This window comes from Mesorhizobium sp. M0208, from assembly GCF_040322015.1.
GTDB lineage: Bacteria > Pseudomonadota > Alphaproteobacteria > Rhizobiales > Rhizobiaceae > Mesorhizobium.
Window position 1 is genome coordinate 303660 of the sequence record NZ_JAMYSP010000002.1, and the last position, 15367, is coordinate 319026.

At 64.3% G+C, this 15367-nt stretch carries 15 protein-coding genes; 13 read left to right on the forward strand and 2 right to left on the reverse strand.

Annotation, left to right across the window (positions count from 1 at the left end; translation table 11 throughout):
- Window positions 1–58: 58 nt before the first annotated feature.
- The gene (hrpB, locus tag NKJ17_RS03490; RefSeq protein WP_352506960.1) at window positions 59–2641 is read right to left on the reverse strand and encodes an ATP-dependent helicase HrpB; all 2583 of its coding nucleotides are present in this window, start codon (window positions 2639–2641) and stop codon (window positions 59–61) included.
- Between the two features lie 76 nt (window positions 2642–2717).
- Entirely contained in the window at window positions 2718–3608 is an 891-nt protein-coding gene (locus tag NKJ17_RS03495; RefSeq protein ID WP_352506961.1) for a DMT family transporter, read from the reverse strand.
- Between the two features lie 27 nt (window positions 3609–3635).
- Here NKJ17_RS03495 and NKJ17_RS03500 point away from each other — a divergent pair, with 27 nt between their 5' ends.
- From NKJ17_RS03500 to NKJ17_RS03560, 13 genes are all read left to right on the forward strand, one after another.
- A complete protein-coding gene (locus NKJ17_RS03500) occupies window positions 3636–4325 on the forward strand; it encodes a PIG-L deacetylase family protein (RefSeq protein WP_352506962.1) in 690 nt (229 codons plus the stop codon).
- A 210-nt stretch (window positions 4326–4535) separates the two neighbouring features.
- Window positions 4536–5867 (forward strand): ABC transporter substrate-binding protein, encoded by a 1332-nt coding sequence (locus tag NKJ17_RS03505; protein WP_254816117.1) that lies wholly within the window; start codon window positions 4536–4538, stop codon window positions 5865–5867.
- A gap of 128 nt (window positions 5868–5995) precedes the next feature.
- Window positions 5996–6943, forward strand: coding sequence for a carbohydrate ABC transporter permease (locus tag NKJ17_RS03510; protein WP_302893612.1), 948 nt, complete (start codon window positions 5996–5998; stop codon window positions 6941–6943).
- Window positions 6940–7890 (forward strand): carbohydrate ABC transporter permease, encoded by a 951-nt coding sequence (locus NKJ17_RS03515; RefSeq protein WP_352686965.1) that lies wholly within the window; start codon window positions 6940–6942, stop codon window positions 7888–7890. The genes NKJ17_RS03510 and NKJ17_RS03515 overlap by 4 nt, the downstream gene beginning before the upstream one ends.
- On the forward strand, window positions 7887–8087 hold the full coding sequence (locus NKJ17_RS03520; RefSeq protein WP_352479849.1) for a hypothetical protein: 201 nt from the start codon (window positions 7887–7889) through the stop codon (window positions 8085–8087). Before NKJ17_RS03515 ends, NKJ17_RS03520 begins: the two co-directional genes overlap by 4 nt.
- A 3-nt stretch (window positions 8088–8090) precedes the next feature.
- Window positions 8091–9203 (forward strand): ABC transporter ATP-binding protein, encoded by a 1113-nt coding sequence (locus NKJ17_RS03525; protein WP_352506963.1) that lies wholly within the window; start codon window positions 8091–8093, stop codon window positions 9201–9203.
- Entirely contained in the window at window positions 9196–10209 is a 1014-nt protein-coding gene (locus NKJ17_RS03530) for an ABC transporter ATP-binding protein (RefSeq protein ID WP_352686968.1), read from the forward strand. The genes NKJ17_RS03525 and NKJ17_RS03530 overlap by 8 nt, the downstream gene beginning before the upstream one ends.
- A 67-nt stretch (window positions 10210–10276) precedes the next feature.
- Window positions 10277–11920: a dihydroxyacetone kinase subunit DhaK gene (locus NKJ17_RS03535; protein ID WP_352469939.1), complete on the forward strand. Its 1644-nt coding sequence runs from the start codon at window positions 10277–10279 to the stop codon at window positions 11918–11920.
- An 81-nt stretch (window positions 11921–12001) separates the two neighbouring features.
- Window positions 12002–12604, forward strand: coding sequence for a dihydroxyacetone kinase subunit DhaL (gene dhaL, locus NKJ17_RS03540; protein ID WP_352469938.1), 603 nt, complete (start codon window positions 12002–12004; stop codon window positions 12602–12604).
- Window positions 12601–12990 carry a dihydroxyacetone kinase phosphoryl donor subunit DhaM gene (gene dhaM, locus NKJ17_RS03545; RefSeq protein ID WP_352469937.1) on the forward strand — a complete coding sequence of 130 codons (390 nt, stop codon included), beginning with the start codon at window positions 12601–12603 and terminating at the stop codon, window positions 12988–12990. The genes dhaL and dhaM overlap by 4 nt, the downstream gene beginning before the upstream one ends.
- A 22-nt stretch (window positions 12991–13012) precedes the next feature.
- Window positions 13013–13315, forward strand: a complete 303-nt coding sequence (locus NKJ17_RS03550; RefSeq protein ID WP_023676329.1) for an HPr family phosphocarrier protein — start codon at window positions 13013–13015, stop codon at window positions 13313–13315.
- The gene (gene ptsP, locus NKJ17_RS03555; protein WP_352686973.1) at window positions 13299–14915 is read left to right on the forward strand and encodes a phosphoenolpyruvate--protein phosphotransferase; all 1617 of its coding nucleotides are present in this window, start codon (window positions 13299–13301) and stop codon (window positions 14913–14915) included. Before NKJ17_RS03550 ends, ptsP begins: the two co-directional genes overlap by 17 nt.
- 8 nt (window positions 14916–14923) lie before the next feature.
- Window positions 14924–15346, forward strand: coding sequence for a hypothetical protein (locus tag NKJ17_RS03560; protein WP_352686976.1), 423 nt, complete (start codon window positions 14924–14926; stop codon window positions 15344–15346).
- The last annotated feature ends 21 nt before the right edge of the window (window positions 15347–15367 follow it).

The window sequence follows — 15367 nt, forward strand, 5'->3', positions numbered from 1 at the left end:
ACCGGGACCACCTTCCGCTGACGCGGACCTTCGGGTTGTGATCATGGTCCGGGAAGCATCAGGTACCGCGCGGCTTCGCGCGGCTCGTGGCGGCGGCGAGAAGCGGGTTCTCCGGCCAGACATGCCTGGGATAGCGGCCACGCATCTCTGCCCGCACATCGGCCCAGGAGCCGCGCCAGAAGCCGGGCAGGTCGCGCGTCGTCTGGATCGGCCGGTGCGCCGGCGACAGCAATTCGAGGGTCAGCGGCACAGTGCCGTTGGCGATCGCCGGATGCCGGTCGAGGCCGAACAGTTCCTGCACGCGCGCCGCCAGCACCGGCCATTCGCCGTCATAGCGGATCGGTAGCCGGCTGCCCGACGGCGCGTCGAAATGGGTCGGCGCCAATGTGTCGATCTTGCGCTGCAATTCGTGCGGCACCAGCGTCATCAGGCCTTGCGAAAGCACGCTAGGATCAATCGCCGTAAAGGCTGTGGCACCGGAAAGGAATGGCAGCAGCCAGTCGTCGAGGCGCTCGACGAGCGCGGCATCGGAGACATCGGGCCATGGCGCGCCGAGGCCGCGATGCAGCCAGCCGAGCCGCTGCCGCAACGTCTCCGCCTCCCTGGTCCACGGCAACAGGGACAGACCGTGTTCGCGCAAGGCGTCGAGGATGGCGCGATCCGCGTCGGCACCGGTCGGCGCCGGCAGCATGCGTTCGGACAACGTGATGGCCCCAAGGCGAACCGTTTCGCGCACCCGCACGGCGCGCCTGTCGCGGTCGAAGCTGACCTCGCGGCGCGTCTCGATCCTTTCCGCCAGCGCGGCACGGATATCGGTCTCATCGATGGCTGCCGCCGCGGTGATGCGGGCGTTCTGCGCCTTGCCCTGCAGGTCGGCGACGACGAGCCATGTCTCGCCGGCCAGCGGATCGGAGGCGTCGAGCGTGGCGCCCGAGCCGTTGGCAAGCACGAAGCGGCCACGCTCGCCGCGCGCTTTGGCGACCCGATCCGGCCAGGCATGGATGAGGAGCGAGCCGGCAGTGCTGCCCTTCTCCTTGAGGGGAGGGTTGATCCGCGTAGCGGATCGGGGCGGGGTCGATTCGGGCACGCCATCGGCGACCCCGCCCCGTCTCCCTCGTCTCGCTGCGCTTGGCTCGTTCGCCGACCCTCCCCTGGAGGGGGACGACGAAGCCTGCTTTGCCAACCTCTCGGCCAACTGCCGGGCAGCGGTGGAACGCGGCGATCTGTCGGCGTGAAAGCGCATTAGCTGCCGTTCGAGATCGGCACCCTCGCCGCCAAGGCCACGCTCGGTCAATAGCACGGCGAGCATCGCCGCCTCGAGCGCCTGTCCGGTCCTTGCCGCCTCGGCGACCATGTGGGCGAGCCGCACCGGTAGCGCCAGCCTGCGCATCGCGGCACCGGCATCCGTCAGGCGTCCTGCTGCATCGACCGCATCGAGCGCACGCAGCAGCGCCCTCGCCTCGGTGAGCGCCGCAGCCGGCGGGGGATCGAGGAAGGACAGGCTGGTCGGATCGGCGACGCCGAACGCGGCGCAATCGAGCAACAGGCCGGAAAGATCGGCCTCGAGGATTTCCGGCGGCGTGAAGGCCGGCAGTGCCGTCGTCTGCTCGGCCCGCCACAACCGGATGGCGACGCCGGGCTGCGTGCGCCCGGCACGGCCGGCGCGCTGGTCGGCGGAAGCGCGCGAAGCACGCACCGTCTCCAGCCGCGTCAGGCCGCTCGCCGGCTCATAGCGCGGCAGCCGCGACAGGCCGGAATCGATGACGACGCGCACGCCATCGATGGTGATGGAGGTTTCGGCGATCGACGTCGCCAGCACCACCTTGCGGCGGCCGGGCGGCGCAGGCTTGATCGCCGCATCCTGCCTCTTGTTGTCGAGCATGCCGTAGAGCGGCACGATATCGGTGTCGGCACCGACCTTGCCGGCCAGCCGCTCCGCGGTGCGCTCGATCTCGCGCTGGCCGGGCAGGAAAGCGAGCACGCTGCCCACCTCCCCGGCAAGCGCCGAGCGGATCGCCCTGGCCATCGCGTCCTCGATGGCGATGCCGGCCGGCCGCTCGTCATAGCGGATGTCGACCGGAAAGGCGCGGCCTGCGCTCTCGATCACCGGCGCGCCGGACAGCAATTTTGCGACACGCGCGCCATCGAGCGTCGCCGACATCACCAGCAATCTGAGGTCGAGCCTCAGCGCACTTTGCACGTCGAGCGCCAGCGCCAGCCCGAAATCGCCGTCGAGCGAGCGTTCGTGGAACTCGTCGAACAACACCGCCGCGACACCGGGCAACTCGGGATCGTCGAGGATCATGCGGGACAGCACGCCTTCGGTGACGACGAGAATCCTGGTCTTCGCGGACGTGCGGTTTTCCATGCGCATGGCATAGCCGACAGTTTCGCCGGGCTCTTGGCCAAGCAATTCGGCCATGCGGCGGGCGGCAGCGCGGGCCGCGAGGCGGCGAGGCTCGAGCAGAATGATTTTTCCGGCGCCTAGCCATTCAGCGTCGAGCAGTGCCAGTGGAACCAAAGTCGTCTTGCCGGCGCCGGGCGGCGCCACCAGCACGGCGCTGTTACCATGGCTCAGCGCTTCATCGAGCGCCGGCAAGACAGCGGAGACCGGCAGGTCCGGCAAGAGTTTTGTGGTCATTGTGCTAATGCTGTGCAGCCAGTTGGCGCCGATCGCGTATCAGCGGTGACGGTCGCGGCGCAACCTCGGCGCCGATTCAAAGCCTGGTCCGCGAAAACGGGTTCCAGCGCACCGTGCCGAGCCGCACCTCCTCGCGCACCATCGTCAGCAGGCCGGAACCGCCGACCACGGCGAGCCCGACCAGCGACAGAAAATCCGGATATTCCCTGAAGAACAACGCACCTAGAAGCACCGCCCAGACGATCTGCGAATAATGCGTCGGCGCGATGCGGTTGGCCGGTGCGTATTTGACCGCCAGCAGATGCAGCAGCTGGCCGCCGGCGGTGAAGGCGCCGGCCAGCACCAGCCAGGCCCATTGCCTGCCATCCGGCAGCGAGAACGAGGTGGCCGCCACACCGACGCCGTTGAAGAACAGGCCGTAGCCGATCAGCACGCCGAGCATCGTCGTGCGCTTTTCCTGAGCGGCGAGCGAACGCATCAGGATGACATTGGTGGCGGCTAGGAAAGCGATGATGAACGCCGCCAGATGACCAAGATGCAACTCGCGAAAACCAGGCCTGACGACCAGCATGACCCCGGCAAAGCCAGCGACGACCGCAAGCCACCGCCAGGGGCCGACCTTCTCCTTGAGGACCAGCGTGGCCAGGATGGTGACGAACAGCGGCGCCAGGAAGATCAGCGCATAGACTTCCGCCAGCGGGATGGTGGTGAAGGCATAGACGCTGAGCACGCCCGACGCGATGCCGGCCAAGGCGCGGGCCTGTACCGCCCAGGGCCGGGTCGTGCGCCAGAAATCGCGCCAGCGCTCGCCTGGCGGCCTGGCAAAGAGCAGAAAGCAGCCGGCAAACAATGTCGAGAAGAAGCCGATCTCGAAGACGTTGAACTGCCCGCCCAGGCTTTTGACAACGGCGTCGCTGCACGAATAGCTTGCATAGGCGATGAGAGCGAGCAGAATTCCGTTGGGCACGTTTTTCCGTTTCCGGGAGAGATGAGAGTGAAGATATTGGCGCTTGGCGCGCATCCGGACGACATCGAGATCTTCATGTTCGGTACGATGGCGGCCTATGCCGCGCAAGGCGCAGAACTCTTTTTTGCCATAGCCACGGATGGCACCAGGGGCGGCTATGGCGATCCGGCCGCGCTTGCCCGCACGCGCCGCAAGGAGGCGACCGCGGCGGCCGGTCTGCTTGGCGTGACGCCGCGCTTCCTCGACTTTCCCGATGGCGCACTGGTGGCGGACGCCGCCCTGATCGGAGCGCTGAAAGCGCTGATCGGCGAGATAGGGCCGGATCTGGCGATCACCCATGCGCCGAACGACTATCATGGCGACCACCGCGCGCTGTCGGATGGCATGCGCATCGCCGCATCATTCTCGGTGCCGGTGCTGCATGCCGACACGTTCGGCGGCACCGGGTTTTCGCCAACGCATTACGTCGATACCTCCGGGCATTTCGATCTCAAGGCGGAGGCGATCCGGGCGCACCAGTCGCAGGATCCCGAGCGTTTCGTCGACGCGGCGCGCACGCAGAACGCCTTCCGCGCCGGCCAGTGCAACGGCCTAGCCGGATCATTCGCCGAGGCCTTCCGCTTCGAGCCGGTCTTCCCCTTCGCCGATATCCGCGCGCTGCTGCCGCCGGCCCCAGTGATCCGACCGGTGACGGTCAGCAACAAGACGGTGACCTAGGCAGGCCGCCGCAACTTCTCACGTTGGTTCCTATCCAGCATGCTGCGGTGCAGCAACGAATTCGCTTGCGTTGTTTAGTAAAAATTGCATCACTAAACAAATTACTAAACATCCGGGCGTTGCCGCCACTGTGTTTAGGCCCCGGAGGAGAGGGGTTTAGCGGGCTTTTGAAACCGTCATCCGGACGCGTTTCGCAAATGGGAGGAAGGCATGAAATCGACCTTTAAATTGGCGTTGGGTCTGGCCTCGGCACTCGTTGCGTCGACAGCCGTTTCGAACGTCGCGCAGGCAGAAGATCTGACGCTTTGCTGGGCAGCCTGGGACCCGGCCAACGCGCTTGTGGAATTATCCAAGGACTTCACCAAGGAAACCGGCATCGGCATGAAATTCGAATTCGTGCCGTGGACCAACTATGCCGACCGCTTTCTCAATGAGCTGAATTCGCACGGCAAGCTGTGCGACTTGATCATAGGCGACAGCCAGTGGATCGGCGGCGCCGCCGAGAACGGCCATTACGTCAAGCTGAACGACTTCTTCGACAAGGAGAAGATCAGCATGGACGATTTCGTGCCGGCGACCGTGGTCGGCTATTCGGAATGGCCGAAGAACTCGCCAAATTACTGGGCGCTGCCGGCCATGGGCGATGTCGTCGGCTGGACCTACCGCAAGGACTGGTTCTCCAAGCCGGAGCTGCAGAAGGAATTCAAGGAAAAGTATGGCTGGGATCTCGGCCCGCCGACGACCTTCGACCAGCTGAAGCAGATCGCCGAATTCTTCCAGAAACGCGAGATCGACGGCAAAACCGTCTATGGCGCGTCGATCTATACCGAGCGCGGCTCGGAAGGCATCACCATGGGCGCCATGGACGTACTCTACAGCTTCGGCTTCCAGTACGAAAACCCGAAAAAGCCCTACGAGATGGAAGGCTTCGTCAACTCCGATAAGTCGGTGAAGGGCCTGGAGTTCTACAAGGCGCTCTATGACTGCTGCACCCCTCCCGGCGCCTCGAACAGCTACATGGGCGAAGGCGTCGATGCCTTCAAATCCGGCCAGGTGGCGATGCACATGAACTTCGCCTTCACCTGGCCAGGCCTGCAGAAGGACGAGAATGTCGGCGGCGACAAGATAGGCTATTTCGTCAATCCCAAAGGTCCGGACGGCGACCAGTTCGCCCAGCTCGGCGGCCAGGGCATCTCGGTGGTCTCCTATTCCGACAAGCAGGAAGCCGCGCTCAAATACATCAAATGGTTCGCCAACAAGGACGTGCAGTCCAAATGGTGGTCGCTCGGCGGCTATTCCTGCCTCAACGCGGTCGTCAAGGACCCGGCCTTCCCGGCCAGCCAGCCCTACGCGCAGACCTTCCTCGACTCGATGGCCATCGTGAAGGACTTCTGGGCCGAGCCGAGCTATGCCCCGCTGTTGCAGGCCTCGCAGAAGCGCTTCCACGACTATGTCGTTGCCGGGCAAGGCTCGGCCAAGGATGCGCTCGACGGCCTCGTCAAGGACTGGACCGAGGTCTTCCAGGACGATGGCAAGATGTAACCGGGGCAAGATGTAACCGGCTCCTCCCGAGCCCATGACCGAACCGTCCCGTGCCGCCCTTGGCACGGGACACAGTTCAGATAAATTCCATTGTCGAGACGATCCAAGTGACCGAAGCAGGACTGACCATGCTCAATCGGACTGCGGACAGCGTTGCCCGGGCTACGCCCGAGCCGTTGGCCCGCAAGGTCCGGGGCATCAGCGACAAGGGCCTCGCCTGGCTGTTCATCTCGCCGACGATCCTGTTGCTTTTAGCCATCAACATCTTCCCGCTGTTCTGGGCGATCTATCTGTCCTTCACCAATTTTCGCGCCAATCGTCCCAATGAGGTGGTGAAGAACCTTGGGCTCGCGAACTACAAGCGCATCCTCGCCGACCAGGACATCTGGATCGCCATGCAGACGACAGCGCATTTCGTGTTCTGGACCATCCTGCTGCAGACGCTGATCGGCTTTACGCTGGCCTGGCTGATCGACCGCAAGTTCCGCGGGCACGCCTTCTGGACGACCATCATCCTGGTGCCGATGATGCTGTCGCCGGCGGTGGTCGGCAATTTCTGGCGCTTTCTCTACGAGCCGCAGATCGGGTTGTTCGCCTACGCCGTCTCGTTCGTCACCGGCATTCCGGCAACGCAGATCAGCATGCTCTCCAACGTGTCGCTGGCGCCATGGTCGATCATCATCGTCGACACCTGGATGTGGACGCCTTACGTGATGCTGATCTGCCTCGCCGGCCTGCGCTCGATCCCCGAATACATCTACGAAGCGGCCGAGGTCGACCGCGCCTCCAACTGGCGGCAGTTCTGGTCGATCACGCTGCCGATGGCGCTGCCCTTCATCATGCTGGCGGTGCTGTTCCGCGGCATCGAGAACTTCAAGATGTTCGACATGGTCAATTTGCTCACTGGCGGCGGGCCGGGATCGACCACCGAAGTGGCCTCGATCACGCTGAAGCGGCAGGCCTTCGAAAGCTGGCGGACGGGCTATTCCTCGGCCTTCGCCATCATCCTGTTCGTCGCGGTGTTCGGCCTGGCCAACATCTACGTCAAGGCACTGAACAAGGTGAAGCAGAGATGAGCCTGACGTCAGCCCATTCCGTTGTCGCACCCTCGGCCACGTCGAAGCGCGTCGCCGGCACGATCATCGTTGCCTACGCGCTGATCTCGATCGTGCCGCTGCTGTGGATCTTCGCCACCAGCTTCAAGACGCCGCCGGATTCGATCGCCTATCCGCCGAAGATCCTGTTCCAGCCGAGCCTCGAGGGCTACTGCAACTTGTTCTCGACCCGGACTCGGCAAACCCCGCAATACATCAACTCCCTGGGACCGGCGACGGGGGTCTGCGACGAGACGGTGCGCAAGCGCAATATGGTGATCGCCGGCCCGTCGAACTTCATGCCGCGCTTCGTCAATTCGCTGATCATCGCCTTCGGCTCGACGTTTTGCGCGGTGTTCCTCGGCACGCTGTCGGCCTATGGTTTTTCGCGCTTCAAGGTGCCGCTCGCCGACGACCTTCTGTTCTTCATCCTGTCGACGCGCATGATGCCGCCGATCGCGGTCGCGATTCCCATCTACCTGATGTATCGGGAGCTCGGACTGTCGGACACCGCGCTCGGCATGATCCTGCTCTACACGGCGGTCAACGTGTCGCTGGCAGTCTGGCTGCTGAAAGGCTTCATCGACGAGATCCCGCGCGAATATGAAGAGGCGGCGATGATCGACGGCTACACCAGGCTGCAGGCGTTCTGGCGCACCGTGCTGCCGCAGGCGACCACGGGCATTGCCGCGACCGCCATCTTCTGTCTGATCTTTGCCTGGAACGAATACGCCTTCGCTGCGCTGCTGACCTCGGGCACGGCGCAGACCGCGCCGCCCTTCATCCCGACCATCATCGGCGAAGGCGGCCAGGACTGGCCGGCGGTCGCGGCCGGCACGACGATCTTCCTGGTGCCGATCCTGGTCTTCACTATCCTGCTTCGCAAGCAATTGCTGCGCGGCATCACCTTCGGCGCGGTGCGCAAATGAGCCTGACCGTAAAACGCAAATCGCGCTGGCCCGTCTGGGCCAGGCGCGGACTGATGGAAAACGTCGCCACGGCGATCATCGCCATCGGCTTCCTGATGCTGTTCCAGCCCTTCGCGCTGGCGCTCTACACCTATTCGTTCGTCACCATGCTGGCCGGCACGGCGATGTTCATCATCGTCTCGAAATTTCCGGAGTAGACGATGGCTGAGATCAGGGTCGAACATCTGAGAAAGGCATTCGGCGATTTCGTCGCCGTGCAGGATTCCAACTTCGTCGTCGAGGACGGCGAATTCTTCGTCATGCTGGGGCCGTCGGGTTGCGGCAAGACGACGACGCTTCGTATGATCGCCGGGCTCGAACTGCCGACCGGCGGCAAGATCCTGCTTGGCGGCGAGGACGTCACCATGCGGCGTGCCCGCGAGCGCGACATCGCTTTTGTGTTCCAGCTGTTCGCGCTCTATCCGCACATGAATGTGAGAAAGAACATCGGTTTCCCGCTGCTGGCGCAAGGCATGCCAGGCGCTGAAATTCGGGCCAGGGTGGAAGAGACGGCGAAGCTGTTGCGGATCGACCATCTGCTCAACAAATCGGTCTCCGGGCTAGCCGGCGGCGATCGCCAGCGCGTGGCGCTCGGCCGCGCCATCGTGCGGCGGCCAAAATGTTTCCTGATGGACGAACCGCTCGGCACGCTCGACACCGAATTCCGCGATCTGATGGTCCATGAGCTGCGCGAATTGCACAACCGCATCCACGCCACCACCGTCTATGTCACGCACGACCAGATGGAAGCGATGTCGATGGCCGACAAGATCGCGGTGATGAACCATGGCGTCATCGAGCAGTTCGGCACGCCGCGTGAGATCTACGACCGGCCGGCGACGATGTTCGTCGCCGACTTCATCGGCTCGCCGCCGATGAATTTCCTCGGCTTCGACGGCGGCCTTTCAAAGGGCGCCAGGGAAGTTGTTGTGCAGGGCGCGACGGTGGCCGTGCCGGAGGTGCGCGAGGATGTCGCGCCGGCCGAGATGGCGCTTGGCATCCGACCGGAGCACATCCGCTTCGACGACGCTTCGAAGCTGCGCGGAGCTGTTTACGGCACGGAATATCTCGGCACCACCCAGATCGTGGCGGTGGAGACGGCAGACGGCATCATCAAGGCCAGGGTGCCGGCCGAAATCCGGCTCAATCCGGGCGATCATGTGGGCCTGGCGCTGAACAGCGCGCGGCTGTCGCTGTTCGCAAAAGGATCCGGCCGTGCGGTGCGCACCGAAATCCATGACTCGGCCTCCCAGGGGAGAGCGCATCATGGCTGACGTTCACATCAAAGGCGTGACAAAGGCTTTTGGCGAGCATGTCGCCGTCGACAATCTCGATTTGCATATCGCCGACGGGGAATTCGTCGTGCTGCTCGGGCCGACCGGCGCCGGCAAGACGACAACGCTCAGGCTGATCGCCGGGCTTGAGCGTCCGGAAGCGGGCTCGATCCATATTGCCGGCCACGACACGACGACGCTGTCGCCGGCCGAGCGCGACACCGCTTTCGTGTTCCAGCAATATTCGCTCTATCCGCATCTGTCGGTTTACGACAACCTCGCCTTTCCGCTGCGCTCGCCGGCGAGGAAAATGCCGGAGGATCAGATTCGCCGCCGCGTCGAGGACGTGGCCAAGATGGTGCGCATCCACCACAAGCTGAATAATCGCTCGACCAAACTCTCGGGCGGCGAAATGCAGCGCGTCGCCATCGGCCGCGCTTTGGTGCGCAAGCCGTCGATCTACCTGATGGACGAGCCGCTGTCGTCGCTCGACGCCAAGCTGCGCGCCGATCTCAGGCTCGAGCTGAAGCGCATCCAGGCGGAACTCGGCGCCACAATGCTCTACGTCACGCACGACCAGATCGAAGCGATGACCATGGCCGACCGCATCGGCATTCTCGCCGACGGCGTGCTGGTGCAGATCGGTTCCCCGCGCGCGATCTATTCTGAGCCGGCAAACCTACACGTCGCCGCACGGCTCGGCCAACCGGCAATCAATTTGTTGCCGGTCGGACTGCTGCCGGATGGCGGCGCGCCGGCGGGAACAAAGACGATCGGTGCTCGCACCGAACATCTTTCGATCGAGAAGGCGGCGAACGGCCATGCCGACGGCGTCGTCGATTGGGTCGAGCATCTCGGCGACCAGAACCATCTGCATGTGACGGTGGGGACCAGGAAGCTGGTGACGCTAACCGACCCCGACACCGACCTGGCTCAGGGCGACAAGATCATGATCCGCTATCGCTCGCCGCTGTATTTCGGCCCCGATGGGCGACGGCTGATGTGAGCGCTGCGCGAGTGTTTTCCTGGCACCTTTCAACCGGCAATTTCGGGCACCGGACTGGACCAATTCGATGAAGCATTTTTTCAATCGCAGGGATACGATCGTAACTGAGGCCCTGGACGGCTTCCTCGATACTACCGGCGCCGGCGATCTCGCTCGCCTCGACGGCTATCCCGAGATCAAGGTCATTCTCCGCGCGGACTGGGATAAGACCAAGGTTGCGGTCATTTCCGGCGGCGGGGCCGGGCACGAACCTGCCCATGCCGGCTTTGTTGGCATTGGCATGCTGACGGCGGCGGTTTCGGGCGAGATCTTTGCTTCGCCGAGCGTGGAAGCGGTATTGGCCGCCATCCGCGCGGTGACCGGTCCCGCCGGGTGTCTGCTGATCGTCAAGAACTATACCGGCGATCGCCTCAACTTCGGCCTGGCAGCCGAGAAGGCGCGCGCCGAAGGCTTCCGGGTCGAGATGGTGATTGTCGCCGACGATATCGCCCTGCCGGACATTGCCCAGCCGCGTGGCCTGGCCGGCACCTTGTTCGTGCACAAGATCGCCGGCCACCAGTCGGAAGCCGGCATTGACCTGGCGGCGATTGCCGGGGCGGCGCGGGCAGTGGCGGCGGATATCGTTTCGCTCGGCATATCGCTGTCATCCTGCTCGATCCCCGGCCAGAGCCATGAAGAAAGATTCGGGGCGGACGATGCCGAACTCGGCCTCGGCATCCATGGCGAACCGGGCGTTGAGCGGATTGCGGTGCAAAGTGCCGAAAGGCTGGTTGCGATCATGTCGGAGCGCCTTGCCGCGCGGCTTGATCCGGTCAGCCACTACGCCTTGCTGATCAATAATCTCGGTTCGGTGCCACCGCTGGAAATGTTGCTTGTCGCCAATGCGGTACTGGCTTCACCGCTGGCGCAAAAGGTGACGCTGACAATCGGGCCCGGGCAGCTTATGACCGCGCTCAACATGAACGGCTTTTCCCTGTCGCTGATCCGGCTCGATGCGTCGCGCGAAGCGGCGTTGCGGGCGCCGGTAGGCCCCCACGCCTGGCTGCCGGCAAGAGCCGTTCGCCAAGCCAGCGTCGTGCCGATGGCCAAAGCCGCCGGCCCGAACAACGCGTCGAAAGCCAGCCAGGACGCACGCACCGACCGGTTGGTTGTCGCGGTCTGCGAACGGCTGATCTCGCTTGAAGGCTCGTTGAACGGACTGGATGCCAAGGCGGGAGACGGTGACACCGGATCGACAGTGGCGGCCGGTGCGCGCAGTGTGCTTGGCCGCATTGCAACACTGCCGCTCGCTGACCCTGCCGCAACGCTCGCCGTCGTCGGCGACATCCTGAGCGCCAGCATGGGCGGCTCTAGCGGCGTGCTGTTGTCGATCTTCTTCACCGCCGCCGCGCAGGCGCTGGAGTCTGGCGAAACGCTTCCCAAGGCGCTTCTCGCCGGCCTCGATCGGATGTCCTTCTATGGTGGAGCGAGGGTCGGCGATCGCACGATGATCGATGCCCTGGAACCCGCCTTGAGGGCGCTGGATAGGGGGAGTCTGGAAGATGCGGCGGTCGCGGCGCAACGCGGCGCCGAGGCCACCGCTGCCATGCGCAAGGCCAAGGCCGGGCGGTCCGCTTATATTGGCAGCCAGCTCGACGGCGTGGTCGACCCCGGCGCCTTTGCCGTCGCCGAGGTCTTCACTGCCCTCGCTGCGTTGCTCGAACCCGCTTGACTGGGGAAAAGAATGCTTCAATTGCCGGATATGCAATTTTCTCGTACTGCCGGCAGCGCAGGGGCCAGGAGCATGGGTGATATGGCGGCAGCGGATATTTCCAGGCTGATCGAGGCGGCGGCAAACACGATCGCCGCACATGCCGACGAGCTGACCAGTCTCGACCAGGCCATCGGCGACGGCGACCATGGGCTCAACATGAGACGCGGCTTCGAGGCAGTGCGGGCCGAGGCCGGCGCGTTTGCGACAAAGCCGTTGCCCGAGGCGCTGAAGGCGATCGGCACCAAACTGGTGATGACCGTCGGCGGAGCCTCCGGTCCGTTGTTCGGCACGCTGTTCATGGCGCTCGGCAAGGAGATTTCCGCCGCGCCGGGTCGCGCCGACCTGGCGGCGGCCTTCGGCAAGGCGATCGAAGCGGTTGCCGCCAGAGGCAAGTCGCAGGCCGGGCAAAAAACCATGTTAGATGTGCTGCAGCCGGTGCATGAGGCCCTGCTGCAGGGAAAGACGGCAGCGGACATCGTCGAGATCGCCGACAACGCGGCCGACGCGACCGTGCCGATGAAGGCGCTGCGTGGGCGCGCCTCGTTCCTTGGCGACCGTTCGATCGGTCATATGGATGCCGGCGCACGCTCGACTGCGCTTCTGGTGCGGGCCGTAGCCGAGGCAATCGAGAGGCGCGCATGAGCAATGTCGGCATCGTCATCGTATCGCATTCGCCGCTGGTCGCCGAAGGCACCGCCGACATGGTGCGGCAGATGGTCGGCAACGAAGTGCCGCTTGCATGGTGCGGGGGAAACGGCCATGGCGGGCTGGGAACCAATGTCGAGGCGATCATGGACGCCATCGACAAGGCCTGGTCGGAGGCGGGGGTCGCGATCCTCGTCGATCTCGGCGGTGCCGAGACCAATAGCGAGATGGCGGTCGAGATGATCGGCGAACCACGCGCCCAGAAGATCATTGTCTGCAATGCGCCGATCGTCGAAGGCGCGGTGATGGCTGCGACCGAGGCTTCCGGCGGCGCCTCGCTCAGGGAAGTGGTGGCGACGGCGCACGAATTGTCGCCATCGTGAACGAACGGGAATTTTGACAAATATGTCCGCAGCAGCCGAAGCCAGCGTCCTGATCACCCATGAGGTGGGGCTGCATGCGCGTCCTTCGGTGAAGTTCACCAAGCTTGCCAAGACGTTTTCGGCCGACGTCGAGATTGCGCTCGCCGCCAACGGGCCATGGTTCGACGCCAAGAGCATAGTCAAGGTGATGGCTGCGAAAGCGCCGAAAGGCACTGTCCTGCACATCAGAGCCAAAGGGGACGGCGCCGGCGAGGCGGTCGGAGCACTGGTCGAGCTGGTGCGCCGCGATTTCGACGAAGGCAAGGACCATGCCCGAACCGCTTAGGCTGCAGGGCATTTCGGCATCGGCCGGCTATGCCGAGGGGCCGCTGTTCGATCTGGACCAGGCTGCTGTGCGTTATGTCCGCAAGGCGACTGCCGCGGACGAGAAGGCGGCGCTTGAGGCCGCCATCTCCATTGTCGCGGGCCGGCTCGCGACATTGATCGAAAGCAGCGACAGCGAGGCGGCCGGGATCCTCGAATTCCAGCTCGCCTTGCTGGAGGACGACGCGCTGACCGGCCCGGCCTTTGCGCGAATTGCCGAGGGCATGGCTGCTGATGTGGCTTGGCGAAAAGCGCTCGACGCCGAGATAGCCGGCTATGAAACATCCGAGCAGGACTATTTCCGGGCGCGCGCCGCCGATATGCGCGATATACGCGACCAGGTGCTGCGCGCACTGACCGGGGGCGGCGACATTGCCGCGCCAGCGGGTGCGATCTTCTACGGCGAGGATATCGCACCGACGCGCTTCCTCGAAACCGACTGGAGTGCCGGCGGCGGCATAGCACTTACGGCCGGAAGTGCCGCAAGTCATGTCGCAATGCTGGCACGCTCACGCGGCGTGCCCATGGTGGTGGGGCTTGGGCTTATGGAGCGTGGGCTAGCCAGACCAGGTGCTTCGCCGGCTCACCTTACCGGAATCGCACTGCTCGATGCCGAACATGGTGGCATCGTGTTGGCGCCTTCGAAAGCGGAGATCGCCATATTCCGGCGATCGTCGTCGTCTTTCGCGGCGCATCGCGGCAAAGCGGCAGCCTATCTGACAAGGCCGGCGGCAACGAAGACTGGCATAGCGGTGCGCGTGCAGGTGAATATCGCCGATCCGTCCGATGTCGACAGCATCGATGCTGCGGCGTGCGACGGTGTCGGGCTGATGCGGACCGAATTCCTGTTCGGCAAGACGCTGCCGGGCGAGGAGACGCAATATCGCGCCTACCGCAAAGTGCTGGAATGGGCAGGCGAGAGGCCGGTGACGATCCGTACTGTCGATGCGGGCGGCGATAAGCCCGTGCCGGGCCTGACCGTCGAGGAAGGTAATCCATTCCTTGGCCTGCGCGGCATCAGGCTGTCGCTGATGCATCCGGAGGTCTTTCGTGTGCAGATCCGCGCCTTGCTACGTGCCGCCATGCACGGCAATCTGAAGGTGATGTTCCCGATGATCGCCGTTCCGGAAGAGTATGAACACGCCACCGCGCTGTTCGCTGAGGAGCAGGCTGACCTTTTGGCGCGCTGCATCGCGCACAAAATGCCGCCGCTTGGCATCATGGTAGAGGTGCCGTCGGTGGCCATCGCACCGGAGGCATTCGCCAAGGCCGCCTTCTTCTCGATCGGTTCGAATGATTTGACCCAATACGTGATGGCCGCCGCGCGCGACAATGCGTCGGTCGCACATCTGAATTCCGTCAGGCACCCGGCCGTGCTCCGGCTGATCGCCTCCGTTGCCGACTTCGGCCGCGAGCAAAATATCCCGGTCAGCCTGTGTGGGGATGCCGGCGGCGATCCCGCCTCGATCCCGGCGCTGCTCGAAACCGGCCTGCGTGACCTCTCCGTCGCTCCCGCCCAACTCGCGATGGCCAAGGCGGCCATCGCGGACGTTTCGATCTAGGCCCCGGCATGGCAGACAAGGCGTCGCAATCCGGCCCCGAAGAGGCGATCCGCGCCTACAAGACGATCCTGTCGCAGGTGATCGACCAGCGCCCGTCCGGCATGCGCCAGCGCCTCGCCGACGCGCTTGGCAAGCACCGCAGCTTCGTCACGCAGATTTCAAGCCCGACCTACTCGACGCCGATCCCGTCGAAGCATTTGCCGGCTATCTTTTCCGTCTGCCATTTCAGCCCGGTCGAACGCGATCATTTCCTTGAGGCCTACCATCGGGCGCATCCGGGAAAGATGTCGCTGGCCGCAGGCATGCGCAAGACACGTCATGTCTCGCTGATCGTTCCCGATTTCGGCGACGACAAGCAGAACGCGGCGCTCGACCGGGCGGTCAACGATTTCATCCAGAAGATCACCAGCATCGCCGGCAAGGGCAGCTGACGCTGGGCTATTTCGGGAGAA

Coding starts and splice junctions, on each gene's coding strand:
- hrpB (WP_352506960.1), bottom strand. CDS start 2,641: ATGACCACAAAACTCTTGCCGGACCTGCCGGTCTCCGCTGTCTTGCCG.
- NKJ17_RS03505 (WP_254816117.1), top strand. CDS start 4,536: ATGAAATCGACCTTTAAATTGGCGTTGGGTCTGGCCTCGGCACTCGTT.
- NKJ17_RS03510 (WP_302893612.1), top strand. CDS start 5,996: ATGCTCAATCGGACTGCGGACAGCGTTGCCCGGGCTACGCCCGAGCCG.
- NKJ17_RS03515 (WP_352686965.1), top strand. CDS start 6,940: ATGAGCCTGACGTCAGCCCATTCCGTTGTCGCACCCTCGGCCACGTCG.
- NKJ17_RS03520 (WP_352479849.1), top strand. CDS start 7,887: ATGAGCCTGACCGTAAAACGCAAATCGCGCTGGCCCGTCTGGGCCAGG.
- NKJ17_RS03525 (WP_352506963.1), top strand. CDS start 8,091: ATGGCTGAGATCAGGGTCGAACATCTGAGAAAGGCATTCGGCGATTTC.
- NKJ17_RS03530 (WP_352686968.1), top strand. CDS start 9,196: ATGGCTGACGTTCACATCAAAGGCGTGACAAAGGCTTTTGGCGAGCAT.
- NKJ17_RS03535 (WP_352469939.1), top strand. CDS start 10,277: ATGAAGCATTTTTTCAATCGCAGGGATACGATCGTAACTGAGGCCCTG.
- dhaL (WP_352469938.1), top strand. CDS start 12,002: ATGGCGGCAGCGGATATTTCCAGGCTGATCGAGGCGGCGGCAAACACG.
- dhaM (WP_352469937.1), top strand. CDS start 12,601: ATGAGCAATGTCGGCATCGTCATCGTATCGCATTCGCCGCTGGTCGCC.
- NKJ17_RS03550 (WP_023676329.1), top strand. CDS start 13,013: ATGTCCGCAGCAGCCGAAGCCAGCGTCCTGATCACCCATGAGGTGGGG.
- ptsP (WP_352686973.1), top strand. CDS start 13,299: ATGCCCGAACCGCTTAGGCTGCAGGGCATTTCGGCATCGGCCGGCTAT.
- NKJ17_RS03560 (WP_352686976.1), top strand. CDS start 14,924: ATGGCAGACAAGGCGTCGCAATCCGGCCCCGAAGAGGCGATCCGCGCC.